Source organism: Kribbella sp. NPDC050281, assembly GCF_040655855.1.
Lineage (GTDB): Bacteria > Actinomycetota > Actinomycetes > Propionibacteriales > Kribbellaceae > Kribbella.
Genome location: NZ_JBFAKS010000042.1, coordinates 1 through 15,085, shown reverse-complemented (window position 1 = coordinate 15,085; position 15,085 = coordinate 1). Strand labels below are relative to the sequence as shown.

The 15,085-nt window shown below is 68.8% G+C and carries 14 protein-coding genes; 6 read left to right on the top strand and 8 right to left on the bottom strand.

Annotation, left to right across the window (positions count from 1 at the left end; genetic code table 11):
- The first annotated feature begins 69 nt into the window (after window positions 1-69).
- The 4 genes from AB0I34_RS34770 to AB0I34_RS34755 all read left to right on the top strand — a co-directional run bounded on the left by AB0I34_RS34770 (window position 70) and on the right by AB0I34_RS34755 (window position 5,042).
- Window positions 70-1,536, top strand: a complete 1,467-nt coding sequence (locus AB0I34_RS34770) for an MFS transporter (RefSeq protein ID WP_360453486.1) — start codon at window positions 70-72, stop codon at window positions 1,534-1,536.
- A 146-nt stretch (window positions 1,537-1,682) separates the two neighbouring features.
- Window positions 1,683-2,288 carry a muconolactone Delta-isomerase family protein gene (locus AB0I34_RS34765; protein WP_360453483.1) on the top strand — a complete coding sequence of 202 codons (606 nt, stop codon included), beginning with the start codon at window positions 1,683-1,685 and terminating at the stop codon, window positions 2,286-2,288.
- A 412-nt stretch (window positions 2,289-2,700) separates the two neighbouring features.
- Window positions 2,701-3,519: a pentapeptide repeat-containing protein gene (locus AB0I34_RS34760; protein WP_360453480.1), complete on the top strand. Its 819-nt coding sequence runs from the start codon at window positions 2,701-2,703 to the stop codon at window positions 3,517-3,519.
- 215 nt (window positions 3,520-3,734) lie between these two features.
- Window positions 3,735-5,042 carry a threonine/serine exporter family protein gene (locus AB0I34_RS34755; RefSeq protein WP_360453477.1) on the top strand — a complete coding sequence of 436 codons (1,308 nt, stop codon included), beginning with the start codon at window positions 3,735-3,737 and terminating at the stop codon, window positions 5,040-5,042.
- 2 nt (window positions 5,043-5,044) lie between these two features.
- Here AB0I34_RS34755 and AB0I34_RS34750 read toward each other — a convergent pair whose 3' ends face one another.
- From AB0I34_RS34750 to AB0I34_RS34725, 6 genes are all read right to left on the bottom strand, one after another.
- A complete protein-coding gene (locus AB0I34_RS34750) occupies window positions 5,045-6,277 on the bottom strand; it encodes a threonine/serine exporter family protein (RefSeq protein WP_360453474.1) in 1,233 nt (410 codons plus the stop codon).
- Between the two features lie 15 nt (window positions 6,278-6,292).
- On the bottom strand, window positions 6,293-7,642 hold the full coding sequence (locus AB0I34_RS34745; RefSeq protein ID WP_360453471.1) for a dipeptidase: 1,350 nt from the start codon (window positions 7,640-7,642) through the stop codon (window positions 6,293-6,295).
- Between the two features lies 1 nt (window position 7,643).
- Window positions 7,644-8,090: a hypothetical protein gene (locus AB0I34_RS34740; RefSeq protein WP_360453468.1), complete on the bottom strand. Its 447-nt coding sequence runs from the start codon at window positions 8,088-8,090 to the stop codon at window positions 7,644-7,646.
- Window positions 8,087-9,550 (bottom strand): APC family permease, encoded by a 1,464-nt coding sequence (locus AB0I34_RS34735; protein WP_360453465.1) that lies wholly within the window; start codon window positions 9,548-9,550, stop codon window positions 8,087-8,089. The genes AB0I34_RS34740 and AB0I34_RS34735 overlap by 4 nt, the downstream gene beginning before the upstream one ends.
- 169 nt (window positions 9,551-9,719) lie before the next feature.
- Entirely contained in the window at window positions 9,720-10,856 is a 1,137-nt protein-coding gene (locus AB0I34_RS34730; protein WP_360453462.1) for an aminopeptidase P family protein, read from the bottom strand.
- A gap of 28 nt (window positions 10,857-10,884) precedes the next feature.
- The gene (locus AB0I34_RS34725; RefSeq protein WP_360453459.1) at window positions 10,885-12,390 is read right to left on the bottom strand and encodes an MFS transporter; all 1,506 of its coding nucleotides are present in this window, start codon (window positions 12,388-12,390) and stop codon (window positions 10,885-10,887) included.
- Between the two features lie 359 nt (window positions 12,391-12,749).
- Between AB0I34_RS34725 and AB0I34_RS34720 the strand changes: the two genes are divergently transcribed.
- A complete protein-coding gene (locus AB0I34_RS34720; RefSeq protein WP_360453456.1) occupies window positions 12,750-13,280 on the top strand; it encodes a pyridoxamine 5'-phosphate oxidase family protein in 531 nt (176 codons plus the stop codon).
- Window positions 13,281-13,489: 209 nt separating this feature from the next.
- Window positions 13,490-13,765, top strand: a complete 276-nt coding sequence (locus tag AB0I34_RS34715) for a DUF1876 domain-containing protein (RefSeq protein ID WP_360453453.1) — start codon at window positions 13,490-13,492, stop codon at window positions 13,763-13,765.
- 80 nt (window positions 13,766-13,845) lie between these two features.
- Here AB0I34_RS34715 and AB0I34_RS34710 read toward each other — a convergent pair whose 3' ends face one another.
- Both AB0I34_RS34710 and AB0I34_RS34705 read right to left on the bottom strand, forming a co-directional pair.
- Window positions 13,846-14,250 carry a hypothetical protein gene (locus AB0I34_RS34710; RefSeq protein ID WP_360453450.1) on the bottom strand — a complete coding sequence of 135 codons (405 nt, stop codon included), beginning with the start codon at window positions 14,248-14,250 and terminating at the stop codon, window positions 13,846-13,848.
- 5 nt (window positions 14,251-14,255) lie between these two features.
- A partial coding sequence (locus tag AB0I34_RS34705; protein WP_360453447.1) for a universal stress protein occupies window positions 14,256-15,085 on the bottom strand: 830 nt, incomplete at its 5' end.

Below are 15,085 nucleotides of genomic sequence, written 5' to 3'. Positions count from 1 at the left end.
GTCACATAGTTATGCGCACATACTGATCTTGTCGTAATAGTTATCGAGACATAATCAATTGGAGTCGATGTGGCCGTCACTCTTCCACCCCGGCGGGCCGGCGCGACGTCACCGCGTGCGGTGGCGCTGTCCGGTGGGCTGCACCCGGTCGGTGTGTTCTTGCTGCTCGCCGGCGCGTTCTTGCCGATCATGGACTTCTTCATCACCAACGTCGCGTTGCCGAGCATCAACACCTCACTGCACGCCTCGGCGTCCGAACTGGAGTTGGTGATCGCTGGGTACGGCGTCGCGTACGCCGCCCTCCTGGTACTCGGCGGCCGGCTGGGTGACCGCCTCGGTCGCCGTCAGGTGTTCCTTGGTGCGCTCGTCGGGTTCGTGGTTGCATCAGCGCTCTGCGGGTTCGCGCCGACGGTCGGTGTCCTGATCGCCGCCCGCATCGTCCAAGGTGCGACCGCGGCGCTGCTCATTCCGCAGGTGCTGGCGACCTTCCACCACACTCTCGAGCCCCAGCGCAAGGCGCGTGCTCTCGCCCTGTACGGCGCGACGTCCGGCATCGCCGCCGTGGTCGGCCAACTGGTCGGCGGCCTGCTGGTCAGCGCAGACATCGCGGGCACCTCATGGCGTCCGATCTTCTTGGTCAATGTGCCTATCGGCCTGGTCGTGCTGGTGGTGGCGGTCTGGATCGTGCCTCACACCCGCTCGGATCACCCCGTCGGTATCGATCTGCCCGGCACCGTGCTCTTCGCCGCGACGCTGACCGCTCTGCTCGTCCCGCTCACCGAAGGTCACTCGCTGGGCTGGCCCTGGTGGACCTGGGCGATGATCGCTCTGGCGGTCGTGCTCGGCGCCATCACATTCGTCGTCGAGCAGCACGCCGAGCGCCGTGGCGAGATCCCGCTGCTGCCGCCATCCCTGCTACGGCTGCCGTCGATGTCTCGCGGCCTTGCGATGCTGTTTGCCTTCAGCATCGGCTTCGGCGCGTTCATGTTCGTGTTCGCCCTGACCATCCAGGATGGTCTGCACGCCGACGCATTGCACGGGGGGCTGGCGATCCTGCCCATGGCGGTGCTGTTCTTCCTCGGCTCGGTGTTCGCACCGAGGTTGATCGGCCGCTTCGGCCGGGCCGCGTTGTCGATCGGCGCGATCATCCAGCTCGCCGGCCTCGCCGCACTCGTGGTCGTCGTCGTCCGCGGCTGGCCGCACGTCAGTCTCTGGGCCATGGCCCTGCCACTCGCCCTGGCCGGCGCCGGCCAGTCGATGCTGTTCGCCGGACTGTTCCGCAGCGTGCTCGCCGATGTCCCGACCCATCTCGGTGGCGTCGGAAGCGGCGTACTGATCACGCTGCAGCAAAGCGGCCTGGCGCTCGGCGTCGCCACCCTCGGTACCGTCTATCTCGCCCGGGCAGAGCACAACACGGCCCACGCCTTCGCGACCGTCGAACTCGTGCAGATGGCGATCATCGCCCTGCTCGCCATCGGCGTCGCCGCACTACCGTTCACCACAGTCTCCGCCGACACACCCATGGTCGACGCCTGACATCACCGCTACTCCGATCGGCCGGCCAAACCACCTGCCTGCGGTGGGAGGCTGCGGCTCTCAGCAGAGAGCCGATCGGTCGTGGTCTCGGACGTGATGCCGGTTCACACTGACCGTGACGGTGCCGCAGCTCAGGAGGTTCGCAGATGGAGTATCTGGTCACGATGACGACGCAGGTTCCGGACGGAACGGCGGACGAGGTGGTTCGGGAGGTTCGTCGTCGTGAGGCCGTACGTTCCAGTGAGCTCGCCGGCCAGGGGCATCTGCTGCGTCTGTGGCGTCCTCCTCTGCAGCCGGGGGAGTGGCGCACGCTCGGCCTGTTCACCGCCGCCGATGAGGTGGAGCTGGAGGCTGTCCTCGCCTCGATGCCGTTGCGCGTTTGGCGCTCCGACCACGTGGGTTCGCTGGCGGCCCATCCCAACGACCCCGGCTTGACCTACGAAGCACCTGCCAAGGAGTTCCTGACGACGTTCGAGGTCACGGTGCCCGACGGCGCGAGTGAGCAGGAGGTCGCCGAGCTCCAGGCCCGCGAGGCCGAGCGGACGCGCGACCTCGCCGACCAGGGACACCTCGTCCGGCTGTGGATGCTGCCGCCGACGGCGGACAGTTGGCGGGCGCTCGGCCTGTGGCGCGCCGATGACGGGGACCAGCTCCAGGTGCTGCTCAAGTCACTGCCGATGGACCAGTGGATGACGACGGATACGACGCCTCTCGCCGAGCACCCGAACGACCCGGCCGGCTCCCAGGCCTGAGCGGCCAGGTCACCCGGTACGTAGGCCCGCCGTCGTCTTGCCGGTGTGTAGTCAGACTCGTGCATTTCGTTCCGGCATGATCAGCGCAGTCCGATTGGGATCGCACATCATCCAATTGATTCAGTCCAATGTCCTTGAGTTGCCAGCGGCAACGTGTTCGCACGGTCGTCTATTTTGCAGTGTTCTGTACCGTAGGAATAATGGCGCGTCGCGCCGGAGAGCGGGGGCTGCCTGATGAAGTCAAGCGAGCATGGGATCGCCGGGGCGGAGCAGGCTTACCAACTCGCCATCGACTCCGGGCATCCAACGGCCGCTTCGTGTGCGCGAGAGGTGATGCAGCTGCTCAGACGTGACGACGCGCCCGGCCCAGCTGATGCGATCTGCGGCAGCACGCCCTAGCCTCGACAGGGAGATGGCCGCGACCAACCAGCCCGTACGACGCCCGGACCTGCGCGCCGACTGCGCGCAGTGCGCCGGGCTGTGCTGCGTGGCGCTCGCGCTGACCGCGTCCGCCGACTTCGCCATCGACAAGCCGGCCGGTGAACCGTGCCCGAACCTGAAGCACGACTTCCGCTGTGGCATCCACGCGCGGCTGCGGGACGGTGGCTTCCCCGGCTGCACCGTGTACGACTGCTTCGGCGCCGGCCAGAAGGTCACTCAGGTGACCTTCGGCGGCCGTGACTGGCGGCAGGCGGCGGACTCGGGCGCGCAGATGTTCGAGGTGTTCGCGGTAGTGCGGCTGCTGCATGAGCTGCTCTGGTACCTGACCGAGGCCCTGGTCCTAGCACCTCCCCTCCGCGGTGCACTCAGGCGTGCGCTCGACGACACCGAACGGCTAGCGCTCGGCAGCCCGGAATCGCTTGCAGACCTCGATGTGTCTGCGCACCGCTCACGGATCAACGACCTGCTGCTGCGGACCAGCGAGCTCGTCCGTGGACGCGTCTCACACACACCGATGAACCACCGCGGAGCCGACCTTATCGGCGCGGACCTGCGCGGCGCCGACCTTCGTGGCGCGGACCTGCGCAGCGCCTACCTGAGTGGCGCCGACCTGCGTCGCGCCGATCTCACAGCCGCCGACCTGATCGGTGCCGACCTCCGGGACACCGACCTACGCGGCGCCTACCTCGCACGGAGCATCTTCCTGACCCAGATGCAGATCAACGCGACACGCGGCGACGCCCGTACGACGCTCCCGCCACGCCTGATCCCCCCGCCCCACTGGTCCTAGCCTCCTGAAGCCGTCTGCGGCCTCGTCGACTGTGATGTAGAGCATCTAGGGGCACGCGACAGCCTGACTGAGGGCCGGGTCTGCGCGGACGCAATCACTCGTGCCGGACGATGACGCAGGGGCCCGAGGCTCCGACGATGGCTACCTGACAGCTGTCGTCCGTCCTGCGCCCAGCGTGCGTGGCGTGACTCGGGATGCCGTGATCGGACTGGGACATGACGGAGCGACGAGAGGTCTACGAAGCGCTCGATCTGGCGCTGCGGATCGGCGAGGTCCTCCTGTCGTCCGGGGCCGGCGCGGCCGATGTGACGGCCGCCATGCTGGCGGTGACCGAGGCTTGCGAGGTGCACCACGTGAGCGCGGACGTGACGTTCGTGGACCTGACCCTGCGCCACCAACCGACCCGTGACGTGCCCGCCGCCATACAGGTTCGCCGGGTGTCCTGGCGCCCGGTCGATTACGCGAACCTGATCGAGGTCGACGAGACGGTCAACCGCCTCGTCGCCGGCGAGGTCACTCAGGGCGAGGCTCGGGACCGGGTCGCCCGGATAGTGTCCACCGGGCACCACCGACGCCGTTGGGCGGTGACCATCGGCTGGGGTGTGATGGGAACCGGTATCGCGCTCACCCTGGGCGGCAGCCCGGTCGTATGCCTGCTCGCGTTCCTGACGGCCTGCGCGATCGACGGGACCCAGTTGTTGTTGCCCCTGCGCCGCATCCCGGCGTTCTACCAGCATGCGGCGGGCGGCTTCGTTGCCACGCTCATCGCGGTCGGTGCCTCGGCCATGGATCTCGAAGTGAACCCGTCCCGCGTCGTCACCGCCGGGATCGTGATGCTCCTGGCGGGAGTCGGCATCATGGGTGCCACCCAGGACGCCCTGACCGGCTTCCCAGTCACGGCCAGTGCTCGGTTGATCGGAGGCGTGTTGAACACGGCGGGCATCATCGCCGGAGTGGGTGCCGGGCTCACCGTCGGCGACATGCTCGGGGTTGGCCTGACCACCTTCACGCCCGGTGCGGCCGGCCTGGCGGAGGCCGGAGTTACCGTGTTCGGCGCTGCCCTGGCCGCGGCGGCTTTCGCGTTCGCGTCGTACGCACCGCCGCGCTCCCTGATAGCGGTGGCCCTGGTCGCCGCGCTCGGACAGGGGGTCCTGCTCGCCGTTGACAGTTCCGAGCTCGGCCGGACCTGGGGTTCGGCTGTCGCTGCCGTCACGATCGGCGCGGTTTGCTACCTCGTTGTAGATCGCTTCCGGGTCCCGGCGCTCGTCGTCGTGGTTCCCGCGATCGTGCCGCTCCTGCCGGGACTGGACATCTACCGGGGACTCGCCCTCCTTGCCGAGGGCAAGGACGGCGTCCTCCAGTTGGCCTCCGCGCTCGCCACCGCGCTCGCGCTCGCGGCGGGCGTGATCCTCGGTCAGTACCTCGTGCGGCCGCTCAAGCGTGAGGCGCGCCGACTGGAGACCCGGCTCGCGGGCCCTCGGATGGTCGGTCCGTTCCGGCGCCACGGCGACAAGAACAGGTAGGTTCACGCGTTGGAGGCCACCGCGGGTCGGTTGTGTCGTTGCCAATGGTCGCTGAGGATGACCCCGGCAGCGATCGCCAGCGCGACGGTCGGGACCTGGAGGGCGAAGTCCGCCAGGTTCTGCAGTCCCGACACGATGTCCCCGCCGAGAAGCGCGGTCGCGCCCCGGACGCCGACCCCGCCCACGGTGAGGACGAAGAACCCGCCCAGCAACAGGATGAGGCGCGGGGGCCGTTGGGGGTGGGCGCCCATCAGGTTGCCACAGGCACCGAGCACGGCACCGGCCACGAGCGTGCCGATGACCGCGCCGGCGAGGCGGGTGACCCCTTGCTGGAGGAGGAACGTACCGATCACGCCGGGCACCAGCCAGACGAGCACTCCGGGTTCGGCGTTGAACGCGAGCACCAGGCCCACGGAGAACACCACCCATCCGGCCAGAACGATGACGAAGGAGAGCTCCGGTGGGGGCAGCGTCTCGTCGAGAGCGTCTCCGTTGCCGGTGACCCCGGTCGCCGCGACGATGCCGATCACGATCAGGCCGAGCGTGAGGAACCCGAACACGAGACGGACCGTGCCCGCGGTGAGGCGGCCACCCAGGAGTTCCCCGGCGGCCGCGGACAGGGTGTCGCCGGGGACCACTATGAACAGTGCCGGCAGCACCATGAGCGTCACGCCCGTGCGCTCGGCGAGGCCCGACAGTACGGTGAGCCCCAGTGTGGTCACGATGAAGGCGCCGAAGAACGGGAGCAGCGCCTCCAGAGGACGCCCGGCGGTGAAGACGACCAGCACGCCCATGACCAGACCCAGGACGGCGGCCGCGCCCGCCTCGCCCCAGGTCGCCACAACACTCGGGGCGAACCCCGCTGCGAACAGCGCGACGCCGAGTACCCGCGCCCACGCGGGCCAACGGGGCCTCGACTGCGTAATCGCGTCGAGGCGACGGCAGGCCTCGTCGGGGTCCACCGGCTGTCGCTGCGCCTGGACGAGAAATCGTTTGAGGGCGGCGACTTGGTCGAGCCGGAAGATCCCTGGGGCCGCCCTCACCACCGCCGCCCGACCGACCTCCCCGGACGACCGCTCGGTGAGGAGCATCTGCTCGGGAAGGACCACCAGGTCGACGTCGACGCCGTAGGCCGAGGCAGCCTTCGAGACGGAGCGCTCCAGCGACTCGACGCCCTCGGCACTGCACGCCAGGGCGAGCCGAGCGACGCCGACCACGACGTCGAACGCGGTCACGTCGCCGCCGACGTCTCAGCTGCTCATCGAGGCGTAGTGCCGGAGGAACAAGGCCTCGGTCAGGGCCATGGCTTCGATCTCGGTCGGGTCCACGCTCTCGTTCGGGGCATGGATGAGGGCCAGGGGCTCCTCGACCCCGATCAGGATGAGCTCAGCGTCGGGGTAGGTCTCCCCGAACACATTGCACAGGGGAATCGATCCGCCCTGTCCGAGACGTGTCATCGGTTGGCCATAGGCCTCCTGCATCGCCTTGGCCATCGCCCGGTACGCCGGGCCGTCTGTGGCTGCCTCGAACGGAGCACCGGTCGCCTCGACGTCCACAGTGACGTGCACTCCCCACGGGGCGGCGGCCTTCAGGTGGTCGATGAGGGCCTTCTGCGCAACCCCGGGTGACATGCCGGGCGGGATGCGCAGGTTCAGCCGCGCCGCGGTCTTGGGGACCACGGCGGCAGCCGAGCCGACGACCGGTGGGCAGTCGATGCCCAGGATGGTCACTGCCGGCCGGGCCCACAGCATGTCGGACACACTGCCGTCCCCGAGCAGCGAGACTCCCTCGAGGACCCCGGCGTCGGTGGTGAACTGGTCGGGCGGGTACGGCGCGCCCGACCAGGCGCGGGTGTTGTCCAACCCGGTGATCGTGGTGTTCCCGTCTGCGTCACGCAGTGAGGACAGCATCGCCACCAGCGCGGCAAGGGCATCGGGGGCGGGCCCGCCGAACATCCCGGAGTGGACCTCCGATGCGAGGGCCTCAACGGTGACGACGACGTTGACCATGCCGCGCAGGCTCACGGTGGCGGCCGGGTGGCCGACCGCGGCGTTGCCGGTGTCGCAGACGAGGATCGCGTCGGCACGGAGGAGGTCGGCGTTCTCAGGGACAAAGGCCTCGAGGCCGCCGGTGCCCTGCTCCTCGGAACCTTCGACCACCAGCCTCAGGTCGACCGGGAGCCCATCCCCGAGAGCCCGCAGGGCCGCGAGGTGCATGACGATGTTGCCTTTGCAGTCGGCCGCTCCGCGGCCGTACCAGCGTCCGTCGACCTCGGTCAGCTCGAACGGAGGCGTCCGCCAGGCGGCGTCGTCGAGCGGGGGTTGTACGTCGTAGTGGGCGTAGAGCAGCACGGTGGGAGCCCCCGCGTCGGAGCACTTCCTGGATCCGACCACCGCCATGCTGCCGTCCGCGGTCTCTTCGAGATGGGCGTCGTTGAATCCGATGTCCGCGAACCTCTCCAGCACCCACTGGGCGGTGCGCTCGCACTCCGCGGCGGGGTACTGGCGGGGGTCGGCCACAGATCGCATCGCGACGAGCTCGGCGAGTTCGTCGCGTGCCGCCGGCATCAGGTCCGCGATGCGCTGCCGCAGGTCGTCCATGTCAGTCGCTCGCCACGTCGTCGGTCTTGAGGTCGTCGACGAACTCCTGGAACTCCTTCAGCTCATCGGGACAGTAGATCTGGATGATGAGCAGCTGGCCCTTGAGCGCCCGGCTGTCGACGATGACCGGCCTGGCCCCCGGGCCTGCGGCACCGTTGGTGAGCTGGGTGAACAGGACCGCCCGGCCCAGCGCGTTGTTCGGGTTCTCGCAGGTCGCGCCTCCGTCGTTCCCGAGCACGCGGACGATCTGGTCACGATCGGGGGTACGGGCCCCGGCGGCCGCGAGCGCGGCGATCAGTTGATCGGCTTTCTGGTTGGCCTCGTTGCTCTGCTTCTGGGACCGGAAGGTGAGCAGTCCCACGATGAGCAGGACGCCGAGGATGACACAGGCGGTGATGTAGATCCACGAGCGTTCGCGTGCGGGCTGGGTCTCGGCAGGCGTGGTCATGACGGAGTCACCGCCTCCGGCTCAGGCTGCTTCCAGGAGGGCTTGCGCAGCCGGTAGAACAGGAAAGGCACGAGCAGGCCGAGACCGAGGGCGCCGCCGGCGACGATCAGCAGGTACACGCCGGAGTTGCCGGACTCGAACTGCGAGGGCGGGATGAATCCGACCAGCAATGCTGCCAGCGAGGCGGCGAAGCCGACGCCACACATCCCGACGAGCATCGGCGCCCGGTAGCCACGAGCGTGGTCCGGATCCTTGCGGCGCAGCTGGACCGCGGCCACGAACATCAGCAGGTACATGATCAGGTACACCTGCGTGGTGATCACCGAGAAGATCCAGTAGGCGCTCGACACGTCCGGGATCAACGCGTACGCGAGGCCGATCACTGTGGTGAGCAGGCCCTGGACGACCAGGATGTTCTGCTGGACGCCGTTCTTGTTGAGCTTCTGCAAGTACGGCGGGAGGTAGCCCTCCTGCCGGGAGATCAGCAGCAGGCCCTTCGAAGGCCCGGCCAGCCAGGTCAGCATTCCGGCCAGCGATGCTGTGACCAGCATGATCCCGACGATCGGAGTCAGCCATTGCCAGCCGAAGTTCGCGAAGACCGCGTCGAACGCCTGCATGACGCCGGCGGTGAGGGAGAGCTCTTCGGCGGGGACGATCCAGCTGATCGCCAGGGCGGGGAGGATGAAGATCGCGAGCACCAGGCCCATGGCCAGGAAGATCGACTTCGGGAACTCCTTGGCCGGCTTCCTCAGCGAGGACACGTGGACCGCGTTCATCTCCATGCCTGAGTAGGACAAGAAGTTGTTGACGATGAGCACGAGACTCGACAGGCCGGCCCAGGCCGGGAAGATGTTGTCGGCGGTCATGGGTGCGGCCGAGGTGTTGCCTTGGCCAAGGAAGACGATGCCGAGGGTGACCAGGACGACGCCCGGGATCAGCGTCCCGATGATCAGGCCGCCGCTGGCCAGGCCGGCCACGCCCTTGGTGCCGCGCGAGGAGACCCAGACCCCGGACCAGTAGACGACGATGATGACCGCCGCGGTCCACACACCACTAGTGGCCAGCTCGGGGTTGAACACGTAGGCCAGGGTGCTCGCCACGAACCCCAGGAGGCTCGGATAGTAGAAGATCGTCATCGCGAACTGGCACCAGACGGCCAGGAAGCCCATCGGCTTCGAGATGCCTTCCGAGACCCACTTGTAGATCCCGCCGTCCCAACCCGACGCCAACTCCGCGGAAACCAGCGAGGTGGGCAGCAGGAACACGACGGCCGGGAGCAGGTACAGGAAGACGCAGGCCAGTCCGTAGACCGCCATCGTCGGCGCCGCCCGGAGGCTGGCGACCGAACTCGTCGTCATCATCGCCAGCGCCACCCACGAGATCCACTGGGTCCTGGCGGCGCGCGTGCGTCCGGCGGCAACGGCTTCGGCGCCGTCGGCCGGCACGTCCGCGGCGCTCATGACCTTCCTCGATGTATTGCCTGTGCGTGCATGAGAGCCTCCGCCCCCGGGCCCCAGTAAGTAGGCCACCGGTCACAGTCTGGAACTGCATCAGATGCCCGAGCCTCATCCTCGGCGGATGACGTGCCGGGGAAACCTCATCCTGCCCTCCGGCCTGGATGCGCCGGGCCTACTGGACGATGCGGAGGTCGCGCTCGGTGTTGTTGAGCCGACGACCGCCGGCCCCTGTGACGGTCACGATGTCCTCGATCCGGACCCCGAACTTCCCGGTCAGGTAGATGCCCGGCTCGACGGAGAAGCACATCCCGGGCACCAGCGCCTGCTCCTCACCCTCGATCATGTACGGCGGTTCGTGGGTCGTGGTGCCGATGCCGTGGCCGGTGCGATGGATGAAGCGCTCGCCGTAGCCCGCGTCCGTGATCACCTTCCGGGCCGCCCGATCGATCTCCTGACACGCGACGCCCGGCCGGACCGCCTCGACGCCTGCCTGCTGGGCCAGTCGCACGATCTCGTGCACCTCACGAATCTCGGCGGACGGCTCGCCCACACACACGGTGCGGCTGGTGTCCGAGCCGTAGCCGTACATCAGCCCGCCGAAGTCGAGGACCACCGCGTCGCCGACCTCGATGACGCGGTCACCCGCCTCGTGGTGGGGGTTGGCGCCGTTGGGACCTGAGCCGACCACGGTGAAGTCGACTTGCTCGTGCCGGAACTCGCGCAGCAGCCGGGCCAGATCGGCCGCGACATCGGTCTCCTTCCGGCCGGAGAAGCGCACTCCCAGGATCTGCTCGTACGTCGCATCCGCGGCGGCTCCCGCCGCATCCAGCCGGGCAAGCTCGTCGGAGTCCTTGACCGCCCGGAGCATCGGCAGGCCCTGCGTGAGCGATCGGTACGAGGATCCGGGCACCGCCTCCTGCAGGCCGAGCAGGTGCATCGCCCACGCCGAGTCCGCGATGCCCATGATCGCGGTCTCGCCGAGGTAGCTTGCGGCCCGCGCGAACGGATCCTCTCCGTCGGACCAGTCCACGATCGACAGGCTCGGTGCGCCCACAGCCGCTTCAGCGTCCGGCCGCTCCAGGGTCGGCACCACCAGCGTCGGCTCCTGGTCCGGGGTCAGGACGAGCAACGTCATCCGCTCGGTGATGGCGGTGGGCTGGTATCCGGTGAGCCAGACCAGGTCCGGGCCGGGGGAAATGAGGAGCCCGTCCAGGCCCGCGCGCTCAGCGTCGGCCACGACGCGTCGCATCCGGGCCGAGTAGTCCTCGGCCGTGAAGGGTGCCGGTGGTGTCGGCTGGGTCGTGGTCATCGCGTCCTCCCGGGTACGGGCTTCGCCTTCAGCCTTGCTGTGCGCCGGTTCGTCCGGCGGTTGCCGAGGTTGGCAGGGTGTGGGTGTGCGCGGCTGCTGCTGCGGCGGCGTCGTGCAACGTCCCGGTCGCCGCGCGGTGCCGGCCGATCACGAACACCATCAGAACGCCGAGGAAGCTGAAGATCGCCATCATCCACGAGGCCGCGGCCAGGCCCGAGGCCAGAGCATCACCCTGCGACTCGCCATCGGCGGTCTGGTTGCCGATCACCGTGCCGTAGATGGTGGCGGCCAGAGCGGTGGCCACCGCGGCTCCGACGTACCGGGCCATGTTGGAGACACCGGAGGCCCCGCCGACCTGGTTCTCCGGTACCGACGCCGTCGCCGCCGACGACGCGGGCCCGTTGGACAGCCCCATGCCCACCGCGATGAACACCAGCGGCAGCAGGAACGCGGCATACATCCACGAAGCGCCCACGAAGCCCACGATGACGAATCCGAGCGTGGTGAGGGCGAACCCGGCGCCGATCGTCTGCCGGCCGCCGAACTTCGCCGCCAGCTTCGGCACGAACGGCGCTACGACGACGAGCCCGACGGTCGCCGGCAACGTCGCCAGGCCTGCCTCGAGCGGGCTGAAGTCGAGGGTGGCGGGATCCTGGAAGTACAGGCTGAGCAGGTACATCAGCCCGTTGATCGTGCCCGCACCGATCAGAATCGCGACGGTCGAGCCCACCAGGACGCGGTTGCGCAGCAGCGAGAGGTCCAGCAGCGGAACGGCGACCCGTCCCTCGACGGCGATGAACGCGTACCCGGCCGCGATCGAGATCGCGAAGCAACCCAGGGTGGCAAAGGACAACCATCCCCAGTCGCTGCTCTTGGTGACCCCGAGGATGAGCGGCGTCAGGGTCAGCGCGATGAGCACGGTGCCCGCGTAGTCGATCGTCCTCGGTCGATCCGGGTCCCTCGACTCGCTCACCGTCGCCGCGGTCAGCACCATGCAGAGCACCGCCACTCCGGCGTCGATCCAGAACAACCCCTGCCACCCGCTGACCTCGACGAGCACGCCGCCCGCCAACGGACCGGCGGCCGCGCCGACCGCCGCGGCCGCCCCCCACAGCGACACCGCCCGTAGTTGCGCGGCGCCCTCGTTGGCGACCGTGAGCAGGCTCAGGCCGCAGGCGAGAATGGTTGCCCCGGCCGCGCCCTGGATGACGCGTCCGGCGATCACCATCCCTCCTGACCCGGCAAGCGCGATCATCACGCACGACGCCACGAACAGCAGGAGGCCCAGCTGGAACACACGCCTGCGGCCGAAGACGTCACCCAGCGAGCCCGAGGTGACGATCACGGCGGCACCGACCAGTGAGTAGCCGGTCACCGCCCACTGCAGCGTCTCGACCGAAGTTCCGGTGTCCTCCGAGATGGCCGGAAGGAGAATACTGACCGCCGAGGTGTTCGCATTCACCACGAGCGTCGAGATGCACGTGGCCGCGAGCACCCCTCCGGCCTGACTCTTGACCTGTACGGCGTCGCTCATGCGCGTCCTTCCCGTGACCGAGCCCGAACCAAACGGTAGGGCCGTGCATCCCTCGGCAACCTCACCCGCTACGGACGAGCCCGGGTCCGCGGGACGCGCCGCGAGCGGAAGGCATTCCTCCCAGCCAGACTCTGCCGCCGGGCCTCCCGAACCAGTGCCGGAGGTCCTGAGACGGCGGGACACGCTGTGGCCCATCCGGGGTTGGTGAGGGCGTACGCCGGACAAACGCAGGTCTATCGACCCTGATGCCGAGGCGGGACGAGCGGGAGCGTGGAGTCGAGTGGAAGTGGTGAGGCCAGCTGCGGCGCCTGGGAATCGTCCAGGCACTGGGGCAACCACTGAAGACAGGAGGAACGACGGTGACCAAGACAGCTAGGCAGGCAGAGCAGAAGGTTGCGATCGGCAACGGAGATCGCCGGAAGCCAAGCAGGGAGGAGATCTGGCGACAGATTGCCAAGGCATCGTTCGCGGTGCTGAGCTACGTGACACCGAACGGCGAGCCTCGGTCGAGTGGTGTCGTCTACACGAGTGGCCAGGGCAGGCTGTACGTCGCGGTCGCGCCGGACAGCTGGAAGGCGTTGCACATCCCGGCGACCGGCCGGGTCGCGGTGACGGTGCCGGTACGGCGTGGCGGTCTGATGGCTCTGCTGGCTCCGATCCCGCCGGCCACGATCAGCTTCCACGCCCGTGCCGTCGTTCACCCGTCCGGCCATCGCTACATCGCGTCGCTGTTGCCGGAGCTGGCAAAGCTGGTCCCGGCTGAACGGTTGGCCGACTGCCGGATCGTGGAGATCTTCCCCGAGGGGCAATTCCTCACCTATGGCATCGGTACGTCGTTGTCGAGCATGCGCAGCCCGGCCGCCGCCCGAGCCCGAGTCCCGGTGAACTGAGCGCAGGTGCCGTCCGACTCAGTGGACAGGACGCCGATCGGTCCGCTGCTCCGCATCGGCTTCGTCTCCTGCACCTCCAGCACACGCGTGCTTGCGATCGCACGGAAGGGCACAAGTTCCCGCCGAGGTGGACCTGACGGCCCTGGCGCGGACCCCGGCGCCTTCGGACCATGGCACTACAGGGGTCCATCGATGGGAGGGCGAGCATCATGATCGCGAGCAGGCACTGGAGCGTCGAGATCTTCATCGACGAGCACGAGGACGAGCGGACCACCCACGCGGAAGCCCGGCTGCACACGAACGACGAGACGCATCTGATCGGCCGGGGTGCCGCCCGCCGGAATCCGAACGACGCCGACATCGCCGAGATCGGCGACGAGCTCGCCGTTGCGCGGGCGCTGTCCAACCTGGCTCACGAACTGCTGGACGCCGCGGCGTCCGACATCGAACAGGTCACCCACGAACACATCCGCCTGCACAGCTGACCGCGCGCCCCGGCGCCGTCGACGTGAACGTCTGTCGACAGCGCCAGCGGCCGATCGTCTTCAGGTCAACGCGATGAGCGCTACCGGCTGGCCCGGAAGGCGTGCCGGGCCGCCGGGAGCGCTATGCACAGGGCTGGCATGGACCAGAGCCAGAAGCCCCAGCCGAAGCACATCAGGGCGAGATGGAAGGCGATGACCGCGAGGTAACCGGCGCGCGGGCTCTTGACCAGGAGTACGGCGATGGTCAGTTCGGCCACGGCGAGGAGCAAGGCCCACAGCGTCGGGTGGGCCATGAAGACGTTCTGCCAGCCGTGGTAGACCCAGTCGAAGAGCGCTCCGTCGGCGAACGGACGGTAAGACTGCGGGGTTGTCAGGGCCAGGACGAAATGAATCACGGCCCCTGATCCGAACAGCGCGACGAAACCCCAATGGATCGCACGGTAGACACCGGCCGAATCGGTGGACGTGGCGGACTGGGTGGTCACGAGGATCAGCCTCCGATCGCGGCTGCGGGGATGATGGCGACCGGGCAGTCGGCGTGGTGGAGGACGGTTTGGCTGAAGGAGCCGATGAGCATGCCAGTGAAGCCGCCGCGGCCGCGGGCGCCGAGGACGATCAGGTCGGCGTCGGCGGCGAGGCGAAGGATGTGTTCGGCGGGGTGGCCGGTGATCTGGATCAGTTCGGCATCGTGGCCACCGCGCGCATGGACCGCCTCCCGCAGTTCGGCCTCCGTGATCCGGTGCAGCTCGGTGCCCGCGGGCTGGGCGGCGACGACACGTACGGCGAGGTCGTGGCGGCGGGCGTAGTCCAGGCCGAAGTCGAGTGCGATCTGGCCGGCGGACGACCCGTCGTACCCGACGACCACTCGGGTGCCGGCCTCAGTGCCGAGATCGGGTCGTACGACGACCACCGGGCAGCGGGCGTTCGCGGCGAGATCGAGGCCGGTCGAGCCGAGGAGGGCGCCGACCATCAGGCCGAGACCGCGGCTGCCGATCACCACCAGGTCCGCGTCACGGGACGCCTGCACCAGGGTCGTGGATGGCCGGCCGTGCTCGATCCGTGGATCGAGGTCCACGCCGGGCGCCAGATCACGGGCCAGGGCGACCGCTTTGTCGACGACGTCGCCGGTCTCGGACGCGGATCCGCCAGGAGGGACGGCACTGATCAGTCGCAGCCGGGTGCGCAGCGAGGCGGCTTCGGCGCTCGCCCACCTGATCGCGACGTCCGCGGCCGGCGAGCCATCGATGCCCACGACAACGGGTTTGGCGTTCATGCGGATCTCCTTGACGTTGCGGGAAGGCCGATCTCCTCGGCTGCCAT

What these genes read in the sequence shown, in the direction of transcription:
- AB0I34_RS34725 (WP_360453459.1), bottom strand. Translation starts at nt 12,390, where the DNA reads ATGAGCGACGCCGTACAGGTCAAGAGTCAGGCCGGAGGGGTGCTCGCG.
- AB0I34_RS34745 (WP_360453471.1), bottom strand. Translation starts at nt 7,642, where the DNA reads ATGGACGACCTGCGGCAGCGCATCGCGGACCTGATGCCGGCGGCACGC.
- AB0I34_RS34740 (WP_360453468.1), bottom strand. Translation starts at nt 8,090, where the DNA reads ATGACCACGCCTGCCGAGACCCAGCCCGCACGCGAACGCTCGTGGATC.
- AB0I34_RS34730 (WP_360453462.1), bottom strand. Translation starts at nt 10,856, where the DNA reads ATGACCACGACCCAGCCGACACCACCGGCACCCTTCACGGCCGAGGAC.
- AB0I34_RS34765 (WP_360453483.1), top strand. Translation starts at nt 1,683, where the DNA reads ATGGAGTATCTGGTCACGATGACGACGCAGGTTCCGGACGGAACGGCG.
- AB0I34_RS34715 (WP_360453453.1), top strand. Translation starts at nt 13,490, where the DNA reads ATGATCGCGAGCAGGCACTGGAGCGTCGAGATCTTCATCGACGAGCAC.
- AB0I34_RS34755 (WP_360453477.1), top strand. Translation starts at nt 3,735, where the DNA reads ATGACGGAGCGACGAGAGGTCTACGAAGCGCTCGATCTGGCGCTGCGG.
- AB0I34_RS34760 (WP_360453480.1), top strand. Translation starts at nt 2,701, where the DNA reads ATGGCCGCGACCAACCAGCCCGTACGACGCCCGGACCTGCGCGCCGAC.
- AB0I34_RS34735 (WP_360453465.1), bottom strand. Translation starts at nt 9,550, where the DNA reads ATGAGCGCCGCGGACGTGCCGGCCGACGGCGCCGAAGCCGTTGCCGCC.